This is a genomic window from Lentimonas sp. CC4 (genome assembly GCF_902728235.1).
GTDB lineage: Bacteria > Verrucomicrobiota > Verrucomicrobiia > Opitutales > Coraliomargaritaceae > Lentimonas.
Genome location: NZ_CACVBO010000002.1, coordinates 747613 through 764442, shown reverse-complemented (window position 1 = coordinate 764442; position 16830 = coordinate 747613). Strand labels below are relative to the sequence as shown.

Below are 16830 nucleotides of genomic sequence, written 5' to 3'. Positions count from 1 at the left end.
GTGAACATTCATCATCTTTGAAGGGCTTGACTATCAATTCGTTGCTTCAAGTGCCTTGAGTGCTCAATATATAAGCCAACTGCGAAGCACTTTAATTGAGCAAAAAGCCATTTCCCTCATAAGCGTAAAATAAGCGCACATAAGCGGTCTGTTCTTCACCTGCCCCAAGGGCACCCGTTCGACAAGCTCACGACTGGCCGGTTCATCACATTCTCAACCAAAGCACCAGCACACCGCAAGACGAGGCGTAGCTCGTCCCTCCCGAATACGTTGAGCATAAATCACAATTCTTGATGCGCGGCAGTATTCTCCGCGCCTTTGTGTTCTCCAGCAACGCGGGCGGTTCAAATTTACCTGTTTTCAGCGATTGTTCTCAACGCTCCAATCTTATAGAATAGTCACTATCTGTTAAGTGGTTTTGAAGCATATAGCGACCAGTCTGCGATCACTGACCCCTCCATTTAAATACGCCCTTAAGTTACCGCTCATCACAATCATCATCTCATGAAAACGAATAAACTCACCCTTCTCGCACTGCTACCCGCGTGCTTCCTTGTCAGTGCTTGTCAAACAACCGAAACGAAGAGTGCTTCGCCCGAGCATAAGTCAATGACTTCGGACTTAGCTAAAACGGACTCCAATGACCTGATTCCAGCGACTCGAACGGGTGATGTCGCAAAGAAGACGGTTGGAGAAGTGGGAACCGTCAAGGTAACGCGCACTGCGCTGACCGGCATCGGCGAGGAGAAAGGTGTCATGCGTCGTGATCCGAGTGATGTGATCAAAGTCGGTGATCTCTATTATGTCTGGTATTCTAAAGGCACAATTGCTCCGGGTTACGATGCGACGGTGTGGTATGCCACCTCGCCGGATGGCTTAGATTGGACAGAGCAAGGTATGGCTGTCGATAAGGGTGAAGCAGGCACTTGGGAGGGAGGGAGTGCCTTCACTCCAAATATCCTCGTGGCCGAAGATCGCTACTGGCTCTTCTACACTGGCACATCTGGGGATTATCACAAGAAGCCATTCAACCCCGATTCAAAGATCGGCATCGCGGTATCTGACTCTCCGAACGGCCCATGGGAGAAACTGGCGACGAACCCTGCGTTAACAAACAGCGATGTTAAGTCTGACTTTGACAGTCACTTGGTCGATGACGCCTGCTTGGTCACTCGTGGCGGAAAATATTATTTTTACTACAAGGGACGTGAGCAAGGTAAGAGCCCCGCTCATACTAAAATGGGTCTCGCGATTGCCGATAAGCCAGAGGGGCCTTACGTGAAATACGAGAGCAACCCTGTGATCCCAGGAAACCACGAGGTCGTCGTATGGACCGAAGGCACTGGCGTCGCCGCGATGATTGGACCGCGCGCACCAAAGGACATTAAGCATTCGGTGATGTATTCTGAAGATGGTATTAATTTCACTAAGACATACAACGTCACTAGCGGTCACCCATGGGCGGCAGGTAGCTATCGTCCCGAAGCATTTACCGACAGTAACACCGGCGAGCCGATTCAATGGGGCATCGAAATGGCGGTCACTAAAGGCAAGGGCAAGTTGCCTTACTTACGCCGCTATGATGTTGAGTGGTCGAAATAATTCAGCAGCGAATATATAATTTACATGAAATCATACAAACGTCTCTTCCTCGCGCTCCTACCGGCATGCTTCCTTTGCGCGCCTACAGTCAACGCAGAGCCACAGGATCTTGGCACTGTCGAATTCAGTCGCACGAAGCTGACTGGTATCGGCGAAGAAGCCGGGGTCTCACGCCGTGATCCCAGTGATGTGATCAAAGTGGGTGACCTCTACTACATCTGGTATTCGCGCGGCCCCGTGAGAACGGGCTATGATGCGACCGTATGGTATGCCACTTCTGAGGATGGTATCAACTGGACTGAAAAAGGTCAGGCGGTTGGCAAGAGCACCGAGCCAGGTGCGTGGGATGAAGCGAGTGTATTCACGCCGAACATTCTAGTGGCTGAAGATAAATATTGGCTGTTCTTCACTGGGATCTCCAAGAATATGAAAGTGAGGCCGGATTCGAAAATCGGCATCGCGGTATCCGACTCGCCGGATGGCCCTTGGGAACGTTTGCCGAATAATCCAGTGTTATCAAATAGTCCGAACAAGGAGGACTTTGATAGTCACTTGGTGGACGATTCTTGCCTGATTGTGCGCGATGGGAAATACTGGTTTTACTACAAAGGTCGTCAGCTCGGCAAAAAGGCCTCTCAAACTCAGATGGGGCTAGCGATCGCAGAGAAGCCAGGCGGCCCGTATGTGCGTCATGAAGCGAACCCAGTCATTCCTGGAAATCACGAAGTGGTTGTGTGGCCCCAGGGCACAGGAGTCGGTGCGATGATCGGTAAAGTTGGACCTAAGGATCTGGTGCGCACCATTCAGTATTCAGAGGATGGTGTGAACTTCACCACCACGCACAAGATGAGCGAGGAAGCCTTTGCAGGCGGCACGTATCGCCCCGAAGCATTTACTGACAGCAATACAGGCGAGGGGCCGACTTGGGGTGTTGAAATCGGCAAGGGCAAGAAGCTCCTATGCATTCAACGCTTCGACCTTGAGTGGTCGGAGTAATGTCATGCTGCACCCTTAATCCTAAATTCGGCAGTTGGCATGAGCTCTGATTCTTAAACCGTTAATGGACGTTAATTAACGTGAATCCGAGCCACTGCCAACATGGCGAATGAGCGAACACTCGATTCCTAGTTAGAGACGTCACTCAAGTGTTTAAACAGTATGTATTTAGGGTCTCTGATTAACGTGCATTCACGTTTATTAACGGTTCAACTGATCTTTTAGGTTAATCCTGCTCTTAATCGACGCGTTGTTATATAGGGACGTATGGATGAAAATGCAGGATTAAGATTATGAGTAAGATTACGATTATGACGTTGAATATCCTTATATCTCTATTTGTGAGACAGTCTCTTACGGACTTATTTGCTGCCGCCTGCCGAGCGCAGCGACACTTGATTAGGCCCTTGGGTGCAACCAAAGGGCGAAGCCATTTGGCGAGACAAAGATTTTTCATTAAACACTGATATTCAGCTCCTAACTACTCTTTTAAGGATTATGCAAAATACCTCATTCCAGTGATAGGCGAATCACTTCTTTTTTAGTAAGATGCAGATCAATATTTTTTTAGATACACCGTTGTCTGAAAAAAATACCTCCAACGAACACAACCCCCTATACGATGATGAATAAAAGGACCCTAGCATTTTCTGGAGTTGCGATTCTCGCGGCTTCTTTAACCTCTCAAGCCGCGATTATTGTAGGCTATGATTTTACGGCTGGATCCACGACTGCTTCATCCATAGACGCCAATGTGACCAGCTCCATCAATTTGAATGCGGGGGCGACTGGTTTTGCAGTAAATGCAACTGTTGGTGATAGCACAGGAACAACTGAGGGCATTCCATTTTCCTCCGACGCGGGCAACTTTCGTGCAACTAATGGCTTAATCAAGGCAGGCAGTCGCGACTTAGCTATTGGTGCGGGCGATTACTATTCATTTACAATTGCTCCAAACTCAGGCTTTGAGTTGGATTTAGATAAGATCATCTTTAGTGCATCTCGGGCTGCTGATAACACCAGAAGTGCAGAGTCATGGGCTCTCATGTCTTCGATCACTGGGTTTACCACCGCCGATGCTTCGATAGATGCTGGGGCAATCACTACGGTCGCCGGAGGCGTTACTCCATATGAACAAATTTCCGTTGACGTGTCCGGAAATAGCGCTTTCCAAAATATTACAACTTCCACTGAATTTCGCGTTTATGTTTGGGGCGGGGCTTCTTCTAGTAGCAGTTCGGCAATCAATTACGACAATATTGGTGTGACTGGCACCGTGATCCCCGAGCCTGGCACCTACGCATTACTCGCAGGTTGCCTGGCGTTGACTTCCGTCATGATTCGTCGCCGCCGCGCTTAGTTCGCCTAAACGAAAGTTTTTCAATCAAGCCTCCAAGTGCCTGACGGCCTTGGAGGCTTTTTTGTGCGCAATTTGCTCGAGAGGCTCCGCCCGGCACCGCGCGAGCGACGAATCCTACAGGTTCGCATATCCGGCCGCAGGTTCATCGCAGGGGCGATTGCCTCTTTTTACGTTTTTTGACCTTAACCGTTGGACACTATTATTCAAAAATACCTGATTCCAGTGATAGGCGAATGCTTCTTTTGTTAGTAGTATACAGTTCATTACTTTTCAGGAGAACCGTCGTCTGAAAAATACCTCCAACGAACCCCACACATTGATGAATAAAAAGACCCTAGCATTTTCTGGAGTTGCGATTCTCGCGGCTTCTTTAACCTCTCAAGCCGCGATTGATATCTATGGTGCCACCACAGGTTATCAAAGCACTAGCAAGGACTGGCTCTCTAACACTTCCGACGATATCGACGGCAACGGTCTCGGCAGTGATGGTTATATCTTCTTTGGAAATTTCCCCGCTAGCGCACAGGGAAACAATACCAATCCTGGGAATGATGAAAACGAGAATATCTTCGGAGATAATTTATTGAGCTCCGCGTTAATAACAACTTCTCAGCCGACTTATGTCTCGACTGCTGCAACTGGGGCCGGCTCCTCTAACATCGGCCGCTTCAATGGCTACGAACATATTGACAGCCCACTCCTAGGCGACGGGACGGATCGCGTTGCGGGTAACCTGCTTTTTAGTAGCACCAGCCCAGTTGAGGTAATCGAATTTACAGTCAGTGGTCTCGCTGCAAATACAACTATTCGTGTCGGCGTCCTTGGGGCAGTTTTGAACGATGACAATCGTGCACGCTTTGGTTTGGCTAGCATCGGCTTGACCGATGGACTCACCACTAAAACCATCACAGGCTTGCCAAACTTGTCGGACGGCACCGCGGGCGCCAGCCTTGGCTGGGTGTTCTTTGATATCGATAGCGATGGCGATTACTCGGTCCTAGCTACTGCCAGCACTACAACCTCTGGATTGGGCGGTCTGACATTTGACTCGGTGATCGTCCCCGAGCCAAGCAGCTACGCACTGCTTGCAGGTTGCCTAGCATTGACTTCGGTGATGATCCGTCGCCGCCGCGCTTAGTTCGCCTAAACATAAGTTTTTCAATCAAGTCTCCAAGTGCCTGACGGCCTTGGGGACTTTTTTGTGATCCGTATGCTCTCGTGCGCATCATCATTTGTGAAAAGTGGCGCGGTGCATGCGGGTATTGAATATCTGAGTTGCTTGGGGAGGGCCGCCTCTGCGCTTGCCTCGTTCTACGCTGCCGTCCGCCGAACCTCAGAACTCAACCAAAGCACCAGCACACCGCAAGACGAGGTAAGCTAGCAATCACAATTCTTGATGCGCGTCAGTATTAGCAGGATGGCACTATAGCCACGTCGGTATTTCCTGAGTCTAAGGCTCAAACCACCTTCACCTGTATTCAGTGGATTTGAGAATTCGCGCGGTAGCTACGTGGCGTTTTATTCATATACTTCTTAAAATGCCGTGTGAAACTACTGTGATCGTAGAATCCAGTCTCATGTGCGATTTGAGTGATACTGTGGTCTGATTGGATCAATTGATCTGCAGCCTTAAGTAGGCGAAATTTCAGCAGGTATTCTTGTGGGGTCGTTTGCAAGATCTGTTGGAATTTTCGCTGGAACTGTCGAATGGATAGCTTTGATGCATCGGCTAGCTGCTGAATGCTAATTTTTTGCGCATAGTTGAGGCTGATGTGTTGAACGGATTTCACCAGATCTGAGTGAGTCGCATCGGTGTAACTATGGTCGTTGTATTTACGAATGATCCCGCAGATCCCACAGGGGCGGTTGTTGAGGTCAAACAGCGGGTATTTGCTAGTCACATACAGTTGAGGTAAGTTATTCTCAGCAGGGAATAGTTCGATGAGGTTGATCAAAGGTGACTGCGTTCTAAGTATTGTGTGATCATCCACCTTATATTTCTCCGCCATGAAATGCGGTAAGAATTCAGTGTCATGCTTGCCGTAAAGTTGCTCTTTTGTCTGCAAGCCCAAGTGGTTCAGCATCGCTTGGTTGCAGTCTCGGTTGCGTGCTTCAAGGTCTTTGGCAAAGAATAGTAGATCCGGTAGATCCTCGAATATACGCTCAAACTGCCCGGCGCTTGCTAATTGATTCAGCCATGTTTCTCTTGATGATAGTTCACTCATATACGGGGTGGGGGTCTTTGGCTGTCGTGTTCTAAATTTTGCAGATGTCGCATTTATACAAATTTAATGTATATGGATGCTAGCCTAATCATACACGAAAATGATAGGGTTGAATGACGATCCCGCCTCAGATACCTTTAAATTTATAATATGAATACGTCTACTTTGATCACCTGTCTTGGACTGGCAGTCGCGAGCCTCTCGAGTGCCTTATTTGCCGCTGAGCCAGAGCCGCTTCGTGTGTTGAACTTTCAGGCAGACAACGGCTTTAAGCACAAGTCCATGTCAGACGCAAAAGCCCTAGTGGAGCGCCTCGGCAAACAGAACGGATGGGAAGTCATCTCGACTGCGGATTCGTCGAGCCTGCTTAAACACGATCTGAGCACTTTCGATACGATTGTATTCAATAACAATTGTGGCAACAAGGGGGCGATTATGACGCCAGATGAACAGGCAGCCTTTCGCACGTATGTTCAGAATGGAGGAGGTTTTCTCGCGGTGCATGGGGCGGGCGCTATCTGGAAGGAAGGTGATCCCTTCCAGGCCTGGTATGAAGGCTTGGTCGGCACTAAGTTGATCGATCACCCAAAGGTCCAAAAGGCGCGACTAGTGGTCGAAGACCGAAGCCACCCCGCGACCAGTCATCTGCCAGAAGAATGGATGGTCGTGGATGAGTTTCACCGCTTTGACTCGAACCCTCGCGAGAAAGTGAACGTGTTGATTTCAGTCGATGAAGACTCATATAAAGGCAAACAGAAGATGGGCGGAGATCATCCCTTTGTTTGGTATCATGAATATGATGGCGGGCGTTCTTTCTTTACGTCGCTGGGGCATACTAAAGAGATTTATAGTGATCCGGATTTTGAGAAGCTAGTTGAGGGGGCGATTCTTTGGACGAGTGGGGCAGAGGATACTAAGGCCACCGCCAAGCAACCCGTTTCGAAGTCTTCGATGAACGTATCGACGCTACCCGTAAATGACGGACTGTTTCTCGATTTGGACGCAAATTTGGCGGTTGATTTTGAAGACGAAAATCGCGTCAAAGCATGGCATAATCAAGTGCAGGGCACTGCCGCTGATGTTTTTGTGAAGCGCGACAAGGGGCGTAAGATCGCTGGCTCAGGCCGACCTACGTTGAAAACGGATGTCGCGGAAATCGGCGGCAACAACACCCTGATCTTTGAAGAGCAGGAACTGATCAACATGGATGAAGATGCATTTGACCATCTGGTAACTGGTAGTGGCTATACTTGGTTTTCGGTGATGTCTGTTTACAAGCAAAACGTCGGGAAGAAAGACGTAAACTCCTTCTTTGGTAATCTGCGCAATGGCAATCCCTACGATGGATTCTGGGGGAATGTGATGGATGATAATATCGTCTGGATGGGCACTCGAAATGGCTTTCCAAGTAAGGGTAAAAAGAAAAAGGGGAAGAAGAATAGCAACGGTCGAGGCACACCTGGCCTGTGGGACGATCAGCTCAACCCGTGTGTGCAGACACAGGAACCGCTTGAAGAAAATCGCTACTATCTCGTCATGGGACGCATGGGAGCAGGGACTGAAGTTGTCGACTTAGAGCTCTTCATTAACTCAGCAGAAGCGGTGGATCGCAAAACAGTGCCCGTAAATCCGAACGCGAACGCCTCGATGATGGCAGTCGGGCAGGAGCGCGATGCCACAAATCACCCAGGCTTCGAGTCCTTTCATGGTGAGATTGCGCGTTTCCTCATTTTTGAGCGCCCGCTCAGTGATGCGGAGCTAACGGAGATGGTTCGGTATTTAACCGAGCTCTATGAAATCCAATAATCCCCGGTCTTCTTCCAGTCGTATTCGTCGGTTTGGTTCTCATACGTCTGGGAACGATGGAGAAGGTTAAATTCTACTATTTGTTTTACCCTGAAAGCACTCGGCTCGGGTTCGAGATAAAACACCTGATGGCGAAACCGAATTGAAGTCTTATACCATCCTTTGACATTTTCTGGTAGTATGTAGCCATCGAAGGGAAGACCACTGTGAATACTTTTCAGCTGTATTTGTTAACCGCCCGCTACGCTAGAGATCGCAGAGCACGCTGAGAGCTGACGCAGAGCATTTCACGCAGCCCTCCCCATCTCCTCGGCGCACTCAGCGATCTCTGCGGTTAAACCTTTTTACCAGTTTTAGTCGCATGTTGGTATTATATCAACCCTTTGCGCAAGGCTTTACCAACTGCTCCAGCTTGAGAGTTCACGTGGAGTTTCTCGTAAACATTTCTGAGGTGAAAATCGACCGTATGTGGAGCGATGGCAAGTTCTGCGACGATCTCTTTTTTCGAGTTCCCTTGAGACAGCATCCTCAGAATCTGCGTCTGACGTTCAGTCAGCTGGTATGCTTCATCCGGATGCTGGCCTCCTTGAAAAACGCTCAGCACCATCGACGCAATACTGCCACTCAGAGGAGATCCACCTAGGGAGACCATACGGATGCTTTCGGCGATTTTTTGCAGCGAGTCGTTTTTCACTAAATAGCCGGATGCACCGACACAGATTGCGTTAAATACAGTCGGTCGATCATCCGAAATGGTCAGCACAACCAGATGCACTTCAGGCCGTGTCGCTTTTAGCTCTTTGATGACTTCAATTCCATTTGCTCCGGGCAATTGGAGATCCACCAAGACAACATCTGGTAAATCCTGATCCGTAAAAGCAGACAATGCTGCTTCAGCTGAGCCAAATGTCTGATCGCAACACATCCCCTCGGCGCCGTTGAGCACTTCGCTAAGCATCTCGCGAAAGCCGGGTTCGTCTTCGACAATCCAGATGCGGATCGTTTCGTCAGTCTTTGAGAGTAGGTTCGTCAAGGCAGTTTGGTTTCCAGAATATGGGAGTATTAGGGGCGGGCGTTCACCATGGGGTCTAGGTATACCAGCGACTCACAGCTTCACTGTCAACTCGACTGAGGTGCCCTCCCCAGGCGCGGAACTCAACTGATACACTCCACCGACTCGATTCGCTCGCTCCCTCAGTGTTCGCAAGCCGATGTGATTTACATTTTGGTTTACCTCTTCGTCTGTAGGCACATCAAAGCCTTTACCGTTATCGGTAATGCTCAGAGAAAGCCTATTTTGCTTTACTGTCACCAGCACTTTTACCTGTGTCGCGTCGGCGTGGCTCGTGGCATTGTGAAGTGCTTCTTTGGCAAAAAAGAGGATGTCACGTTTCGTTTGCAAGGCGATGGAGCGTCCTGAGAGTTGGCTAATATCGCTGATGCGTAACATCAAATTGGATTCTGGCACGGATTGACGAGCGGTCTCTCCTAGTTTTTGCACCAACATGGCAAGCGTGTCGGTCTGGTCATTTGTGAGCCACAACACATCGCGGAGTCCCTGATGCATCGTGCTGGTAACCGATTCGATCCAGCGCCCCCGCTTGCGGATATGTGCTTCACTGGCATGGAGTGCGACATCCTGAGAAGCCAACGAGATGGCTGCGATTTTACTGCCGATATCATCGTGTAAGTCCGAGTTAATCTGCTGGCGTAAGCGAAGTGTCGCTAACCTCCTGCCTCGCATCAGTAGAACCACAAAGAGGCCTACCGCGATCACTACAAAAATAAGAAGGCCGAGCATCCCTTGTTTACGTAGCCGTTGCCAACGCTCTGATAGCTGCTGGTATTCGGCTTCCAGAATCGAGAGACGACTCTCATATATTTTCCCCGCAGCCAGTTGCTCCATCCAATCAATCATAGGGATGATCTGCTGACCGCCAACTCGTCCATCAACCAATGCACTTAAGTCAATATCCTCTCCGAAGTCACCGCCTCGTATCGTCACACGACTCTGCGTCGAGTGATTATGCCCTCGGTAGATCATATCGATTTCACCGAGGGCAAAGGTCGCCTGCCCTTGATAGATAGGGAAGTCATTCAATTCTATATCTAAACCGAAAAACTCATATCCACGGCAGTATAAGCGAACCATATTATTGCCGGGATTCCCGGAGGAGACCTGATCCTCGACTGGGATTCGAATATAGCCTTTCTTTCGAGGGCCTTTCATCAAGCGATACATTTGGATTGATTGCGGAAAGCCATAGCCAGGCACATCAATCCCCCCCGAACTTTTCCCGGGAAACAAATGCACCCAGCCAAGCCGCTCTTTATCTCCCACCTCTAGGCGTATCACAAGAGGCTCCTCCAGTTTCGATGCGGGGAGCTCCAAGGTGAAATCGCCACCAGTGTCTACCTGACTCAGTGACGATATACCAAGTGTATGACGTGGTGAATATAAATACGATGCACTCCAAAACGGCGCAGACTCAAAACTTGAAGAGACCTGTATATTCCGAACCCATTGTAGTTCGGCCGTGCGGATCATATGCACACGCCCCAATGAAAAAAATTCAAGCCCATCGTCTTCGTGCCCTGCAAACACTTCTAAGCGTAAGCCTCTTCTTGAAACAGTCGCTGGATTCTTTGTTTCCTGGGAAGGAAACCTAAATAAAACCGGACGCATACCAGGGTCGGGGAAGTCTTCGCTTGTCCAATCGACCAACACTTCCTCGGGATCGTGTCGGGCATTGATCAATGTAATCCGAAAGCGCTTCGGGAAGGCATAGCCTTTCAGATTTCGAGAACGCTCGTCGATCGTCGGCACCATGACAAAGCCCAGCATTCGACGATTCTTTATTCCAATATCAAAATCCATTGTCCACAACGGCTTCTCGGGAAGGCCGTCAACCGCAGGGATATAATCACTGTGATATCCAAACTGATCAAATTGCTTCGCGGGCTGTAAAGGTGCCAGCTGGCTTAATGCGTGGGACTCCAGTTCAATTTGCTCTTCAAGCCATTCCAGTCGGGAAATGATTTTGAATATAGGTGTTGCTGGAGTGGATACTTGTTCGCGGATTTCCGAAGGATTCAGAGGGTCGGAATAGCCGTCGAAGGACTGTTCACTCTCGGCTTGAACCAAATTGATTCCAAGTAATAGCGCCATCCAGATCGAAGAAACTAACAGGGAACATCGCATTGATTGAAAGTAGATCATCTATTCTAAAAAGAATATTACATGTTAGCTCATGGTATTCTTAAGGGGTAGCCAGATCGCGTGTATGTGAGTTTTCATGCGAAAGGCAACTTCGATCATTTAGTTGCGAAATTGTGATTAACAAAAAAAGGGGCATGAGACTTAAAGCCTTGAGCTTCGATTAAGGCCTATACCTCAAGTCCGGACTACGTTAAAAAACTTAATTAGGGGCAATTGGCTACCCCCTACATGTTTCTGTGGGTTGTGCGTTTTTGTCTAACTTGATATGATGCCATACTAGCTGAATAGTCCGATGCAGATTAAAGTCTGCATCGGTTCTTTCGGTTAGCGATAAACCATTAAACCCCACCCCCAACCAAAGGAACCCTATGAAAGGCATCCATTACCTGTCTGGTGCTTGTATATCTGTGCTGTGCACAGTATCTCAGGCTGACATTCTAGTCGGCTATGATTTCGACGATGGCACTGGTGTCGGCACGCAAGCGGCCAACATGACTGCTCCAAACTTAACCGCAACGGATTACGATACAGGCGCTGGCCTTATCAGTAACGTTTATACGACATTCGCACCGACCGATGGTCTGGATGCTGAGGGCAATGCATTTGGCACTGCGAACTCATTTTCCTTTGGAGGTCCACAAAGCAATTTCGGTTTTGTGGACATGAATAATAACGACTATCTGGCGTCTGCGCTCTCCGCGAACGACTATATGACTTTTAGCGTCACACCGGATTCGGCGCATCGGTTAAATCTGGCAAGCTTGACGTTCCGCACATACGCAAAAGAACTCAATAATGCACCCGAGCGATGGGCACTCTTTTCTTCTGTCAATGGGTTCGCAGAAGGCGACGAAATCGCCACAGGCCAGACCACTGATATCCTGACATGGGACAGTGCTACGAACAACATCGTGGTCGATTTATCGGAATCGAAGTTTCAAGATCTCGCCGATTCGGTCGAATTTCGCATCTATGTATACGGTGGCAACTCCAGTTCGAATTCTGCAGTCGCCTTTGACAAAGTCGTGTTGAACGGCACAGCCGAAAACACCATCCTAGTGGGCTATGACTTTGATGCTGATGCAGCCGATTCGAGTGAGGCGACAGTGCTGGCATCTAATGTTAGTGCGAGTCAGCTCACTTCTCCAATGGATATCGCATATGTCGATACCGCTTCCGACAATACGGGCGTGGATGCCTACGGTGTGGAACTGGGCGATAGCTCATCGGTTGGGGCTGTGGGAATACAGGTAATCGATGCAACGACCCAAACATTCGAACTCGCGGTCGCGGGTAATGATTATCTCTCCTTTACCGTCACACCTGACACTGGTTCGGCGCTTCACCTTAGCGGGATTTCGTTCAAAGCCACGAAGAAAGCCGAGACATCGGTTGATGAATACGCTCTGACGGATTCTGCGGGCAACCTGATTGGTAGTCCTGCAGTCATTACAAACGTGGTCGGTCTGACCGGTGCGTATGACGGTGTAACAATCGATCTAGCTGGCACTGAATTTGAATACGTATCAGATGCGACCGAATTCAGAATTTACGCATGGGGGAGAGGAACCAACAAGACTGCCAATACCCTAGCAGCAATTGATAAGCTGACTGTCCATGGATCAACCTTTGATCTAGGCTCGGACTATTACGTCTCCACCAGCGGTAGCGATTCAAACGCGGGCTCTCGCACAAAACCTTTTGCTACTATTCAACACGCTGTCAGTCTCGCTGGCCCAGGAAGCACGATCTACATCCGTGGCGGTGACTATTACGAGCAAGTAGATCTCTCGGGCATCGCTGGCACTCCAGGGATGCCGATCACGCTGACTCCTTACAATGGAGAAACAGTCACCTTTGATGGAACCGCTTCGATTGCTAGTGACTGGACACTGGATTCAGGAAACGTTTACAAAACAACGCTGACTGAGGACATTACACAACTCTTCGTCGACGATCAGATTATGACTTTGGCTCGTTTCCCGAATGCGCTGGTCTGGTCAGATGAAATGTGGGACGCACGCACGAAAAAGCAGAACAATTCAGGAAGATACGTCGACGGTGCTGATATTGTTGGCGAAGCGGGTGTGTCCTTTGAGGGATGTGTTGGCTTGTTCAATTTCGGAGCTTATGCGACCAATATTGCCCTGGTTTCGTCACACGAGGCAGGTTCCAACTACTTTGAATACGCTCCCACCTCGGGCATTTACAGAACGACTGACGACTATTTCTTAGAAGGCGGCGTCGATGGTGCCGAGCGTGCGCTATTGGATATCGCCCAGGAATGGGCGTATGATGAATCGACCAAAACACTCTATCTTTGGGCGGATGATGGCCAAAATCCAAATGGCCGCGAAATCGCTGGAAAAGTGCAGAGCGTGGCCATTACCGGAGATGCCTCGACCCAAAACATTGTCTTGGATGGCTTGGACTTCTTTGCGACTACGTTCCAGTTTACCAGTTCAGATGGAATTACCATTCAGAATTGTGATTCGAGTTATTATGCCTCTTCCGAAAGAGCGTTGGGCTCATTGGGTTCTGGAGACACGGCGCAAATCGTTGGCTCTGTAGACGACTTCTGCGACGACTTGGTATTGTATAATAATACCTTCCGTTACTCAGAGGTCATCGGCCTACTATGCGCTTACACACAAGACGCTCGGATTGAAAATAATCTCTTCGAAAATATAAACTACACATGTTCGCAAAATGCCTCGGTGCAGACCTCTCAAGCCCAGAACTTGATACACCGTAACAATTCGCTCATTAATTCAGGACCATACGCTGGTTTCCGATTTGGGCTCTATGATGATGGCAATGAAGTGCAGCCCTTTATCTTAGAAATGAATTACACGGAAAGATGCTCATTACATCAGGAAGACGGCACCTCATTCTACAGCGCTGGAGGCTCGGTCGTTGAATCCGTTTGGCGTTATAACTGGGGGCATAGTAGTAAAGAGAAGGATTACCGCTTTGATGGTGCGAACAATCCACTCACCGGGGTCGACGCGAATTTCTATCGAAATGTTGCGCTCTCCGGAACCTATAAAAAGGTGAATGACTCAGGTGCTGCCTATAAACTCAAAGGCGACTTCCATGAGATCGCTCATAATCTCTCAGTGCACCCACGGGGAGATTTTGAAATATCGGTTGAAAAGGGCGGCAACGCCAATAGCCAGATTTTCAATAATATAGCCGATCATATCGCTGGCAATGATGATGATTTGGACATTCCAGGAATTGCCTCCAATAACTTCATCGGGCAAAGAGACCCACGGAGAACTCAAGACATCCTAAGGGATCCCTATGGATTGGATTTCCGTCCTCGAGCGGATGCGTTGGAAATTATTGATCAGGGAATTCCTGTCACAATGAGCTGGATTCATGGAGACATTGACGTGAATAGTGACTTCAACGGCACTGCGCCTGACCTAGGCGCGTATGAATATGGGGATGAGAACTATTGGATTCCTGGATATCAATATACATATGCGAGTCATCCTTATCCCGCAGACGAACGCACGGATGCGTTGATTACTTCTGATCTGATGTGGCGCGGTGGGCTGAATGCAGTTTCGTATGATCTCTATCTTGGTAACAGTGCGAATAGCCTCAGCTTCATGGGCAACCAGGAGAATAATATTTTCACTCCGACCTCATGGACAAATGATCAAAGCTACTTCTGGAGAGTTGATTGTATCTTAGCAGATGGTTCGACCGTTGAGGGTGAAGTCTGGACCTTCACGATCAATGACCATGCAGGCAACCCGCTTTCAACTCGTGTGGAGTTACTTGAAGACAGCGCAACTGCCTTCGAGCTTCAAGGGTCCGATCCAGATGGCGGCACTTTAAGCTTCGCAATTATTCAGCAGCCAGCAAATGGAACTTTAAGTGGGACAGCACCCGATTTAGTCTACACGCCAGATGAGAACTTCTACGGCGAAGATTCCCTCCGGTTTACCGTGAATGATGCTGAAAAAAGGGGGATCGTGATCTTCAACGTCGCTGCAGTCTATGATGCTCCAAGCTTCAGTTCAGATTCTATCAGTGTCGCCGGGGGATTTGCAGGAGAGTCCTACGCTGCATCGATCGTCGGAACTGTCACCAACCTAGAGGGCAGCGATTTGAGCTTCTCCAAGGTGAGTGGCCCATCTTGGCTGAGCCTGAATACTGATGGCACTCTCAGTGGAACACCCAGCACGATCGGGCTCTATAGCGCTGAGATTAAAGTTTCTGACGGCCTCGGCAATACTGCTACGGCAACCATTCAAATCAGAATCGTCTCTGACATCCTGGTTGGATATGATTTTTCTGCAGACGCAGCGGATCCAAGTGCCGTCACGTATGTCGCACCGACGCTCAGTGCTGGTTCCATCGTGTCACCAATGGTGATCGACTATGTCACTGTTTTTGGAGACGACAGCGGAACAGACGGTCATGGTATTGCGTTTGGTGATAGCAGCACGCTTGGAGCGATTGGCATTCAAGTCACGGACGCCACAACCGGCACCTTCGCAAAGGCAGTGACAGGAGATGACTACCTCTCATTCACCTTAACGCCCGATATGGGGACAGGGCTTCAACTGGAGACCATCGCATTTAAGGTCGCTCTTAAGTCGAGTAACTCAGTCGATGAATTTGCTCTCACGGATGCCGCAGGAAATGTAATCGGTAGCGCGTCAGCTATTTCCTATGTCGATAGTGATGCCATTGGAGATTATGAAAGAGTCGTGGTTGATCTCGCCGGAACGGAATATGAATTCATCACTCAGGCGACTGAATTCCGACTCTATGCGTGGGGACGTGGCACGACAAATACCTCTGCCACGATCACTTCGATTGATAAGCTGACTGTCAGCGGTGGAGCGAGCTTCATTGCTCCGATTGCAAACTGGGATATGGATGATGGAAGCTCATCCACTGCGGAGGATATCTCTGGGAATGACTTCGATGGCACGATTTCGAATGCGTCTTCAGTGACTGGTGTCGACGGCACTGCCTTAGCCTTCGATGGCACAAGCACCGAGGTGGCGTTACCTGCTGCGGCGTTTGCTTCGCTCGATCAAGAGGTGACAATCTCATTCTGGGCTTACGGCGCGAGCAATCAGCCGAAGAGCAATAGCATCCTCCATGCCGTGGATGCGTCTGGTAACCGAGTCCTGAATATTCACCTACCTTGGGGCAATTCAAATGTCTACTGGGATGCCGGTTGGAATTCTGGCTATGACCGTATTCAAAAAGCAGCGACAGCCGCCGAGTTCTCAGGCAGTTGGAGCCATTGGGTGTTTGTCAAAAATGCGACCACAGGCACCATGGAGATCTATCATAATGGCAGCCTCTTCCAAAGTGGCACAGGGAAGACTCGAAGCATGGCGGGCGTCAGCACCAGCACACTCGGCTCTCAAGGAGGTAGTTACTACTATTCAGGATCGATCGACGATGTTCTGTTGTTTGATGCCGCTCTGACAGCCCAAGAAGTCGCGGACCTCTATAACAGCTATTGATCGACCGAAAGGTCGTTTTGTAAGGTCCGACATTTCTACCAGAACCAGCATCCTAGCGGATGCTGGTTCTTTCTTTTGGAACTGTTAGAGGCGGGGGTTGGGATCTGTGTGTGTGAA

At 49.2% G+C, this 16830-nt stretch carries 9 protein-coding genes; 6 read left to right on the top strand and 3 right to left on the bottom strand.

The window, feature by feature from the left end:
* Nucleotides 1-504 precede the first annotated feature (504 nt).
* From GZZ87_RS19310 to GZZ87_RS19295, 4 genes are all read left to right on the top strand, one after another.
* On the top strand, nt 505-1602 hold the full coding sequence (locus tag GZZ87_RS19310; RefSeq protein ID WP_244648007.1) for a family 43 glycosylhydrolase: 1098 nt from the start codon (nt 505-507) through the stop codon (nt 1600-1602).
* Nucleotides 1603-1626: 24 nt separating this feature from the next.
* Nucleotides 1627-2598: a family 43 glycosylhydrolase gene (locus tag GZZ87_RS19305; protein WP_162025328.1), complete on the top strand. Its 972-nt coding sequence runs from the start codon at nt 1627-1629 to the stop codon at nt 2596-2598.
* A 622-nt stretch (nt 2599-3220) separates the two neighbouring features.
* The gene (locus GZZ87_RS19300; protein ID WP_162025329.1) at nt 3221-3958 is read left to right on the top strand and encodes a hypothetical protein; all 738 of its coding nucleotides are present in this window, start codon (nt 3221-3223) and stop codon (nt 3956-3958) included.
* A gap of 319 nt (nt 3959-4277) precedes the next feature.
* Nucleotides 4278-5096, top strand: a complete 819-nt coding sequence (locus GZZ87_RS19295; protein WP_162025330.1) for a PEP-CTERM sorting domain-containing protein — start codon at nt 4278-4280, stop codon at nt 5094-5096.
* Nucleotides 5097-5436: 340 nt separating this feature from the next.
* On the opposite strand, the gene GZZ87_RS19290 is transcribed toward GZZ87_RS19295, so the two are convergent.
* Nucleotides 5437-6183 carry a helix-turn-helix domain-containing protein gene (locus GZZ87_RS19290; RefSeq protein WP_162025331.1) on the bottom strand — a complete coding sequence of 249 codons (747 nt, stop codon included), beginning with the start codon at nt 6181-6183 and terminating at the stop codon, nt 5437-5439.
* Nucleotides 6184-6333: 150 nt separating this feature from the next.
* Between GZZ87_RS19290 and GZZ87_RS19285 the strand changes: the two genes are divergently transcribed.
* On the top strand, nt 6334-7989 hold the full coding sequence (locus GZZ87_RS19285; protein WP_162025332.1) for a ThuA domain-containing protein: 1656 nt from the start codon (nt 6334-6336) through the stop codon (nt 7987-7989).
* A 370-nt stretch (nt 7990-8359) separates the two neighbouring features.
* Here the strand turns inward: GZZ87_RS19285 and GZZ87_RS19280 are convergent, their stop codons facing one another.
* On the bottom strand, nt 8360-9022 hold the full coding sequence (locus tag GZZ87_RS19280) for a response regulator transcription factor (RefSeq protein ID WP_162025333.1): 663 nt from the start codon (nt 9020-9022) through the stop codon (nt 8360-8362).
* 72 nt (nt 9023-9094) lie between these two features.
* Nucleotides 9095-11191 carry an ATP-binding protein gene (locus GZZ87_RS19275; RefSeq protein WP_162025334.1) on the bottom strand — a complete coding sequence of 699 codons (2097 nt, stop codon included), beginning with the start codon at nt 11189-11191 and terminating at the stop codon, nt 9095-9097.
* 386 nt (nt 11192-11577) lie between these two features.
* On the opposite strand from GZZ87_RS19275, the gene GZZ87_RS19270 reads away from it, so the two are divergent.
* Nucleotides 11578-16713 (top strand): LamG-like jellyroll fold domain-containing protein, encoded by a 5136-nt coding sequence (locus tag GZZ87_RS19270; RefSeq protein WP_162025335.1) that lies wholly within the window; start codon nt 11578-11580, stop codon nt 16711-16713.
* Nucleotides 16714-16830 lie beyond the last annotated feature (117 nt).

What these genes read in the sequence shown, in the direction of transcription:
- GZZ87_RS19310 (WP_244648007.1), top strand. Translation starts at nt 505, where the DNA reads ATGAAAACGAATAAACTCACCCTTCTCGCACTGCTACCCGCGTGCTTC.
- GZZ87_RS19305 (WP_162025328.1), top strand. Translation starts at nt 1,627, where the DNA reads ATGAAATCATACAAACGTCTCTTCCTCGCGCTCCTACCGGCATGCTTC.
- GZZ87_RS19300 (WP_162025329.1), top strand. Translation starts at nt 3,221, where the DNA reads ATGATGAATAAAAGGACCCTAGCATTTTCTGGAGTTGCGATTCTCGCG.
- GZZ87_RS19295 (WP_162025330.1), top strand. Translation starts at nt 4,278, where the DNA reads ATGAATAAAAAGACCCTAGCATTTTCTGGAGTTGCGATTCTCGCGGCT.
- GZZ87_RS19290 (WP_162025331.1), bottom strand. Translation starts at nt 6,183, where the DNA reads ATGAGTGAACTATCATCAAGAGAAACATGGCTGAATCAATTAGCAAGC.
- GZZ87_RS19285 (WP_162025332.1), top strand. Translation starts at nt 6,334, where the DNA reads ATGAATACGTCTACTTTGATCACCTGTCTTGGACTGGCAGTCGCGAGC.
- GZZ87_RS19275 (WP_162025334.1), bottom strand. Translation starts at nt 11,191, where the DNA reads ATGCGATGTTCCCTGTTAGTTTCTTCGATCTGGATGGCGCTATTACTT.
- GZZ87_RS19270 (WP_162025335.1), top strand. Translation starts at nt 11,578, where the DNA reads ATGAAAGGCATCCATTACCTGTCTGGTGCTTGTATATCTGTGCTGTGC.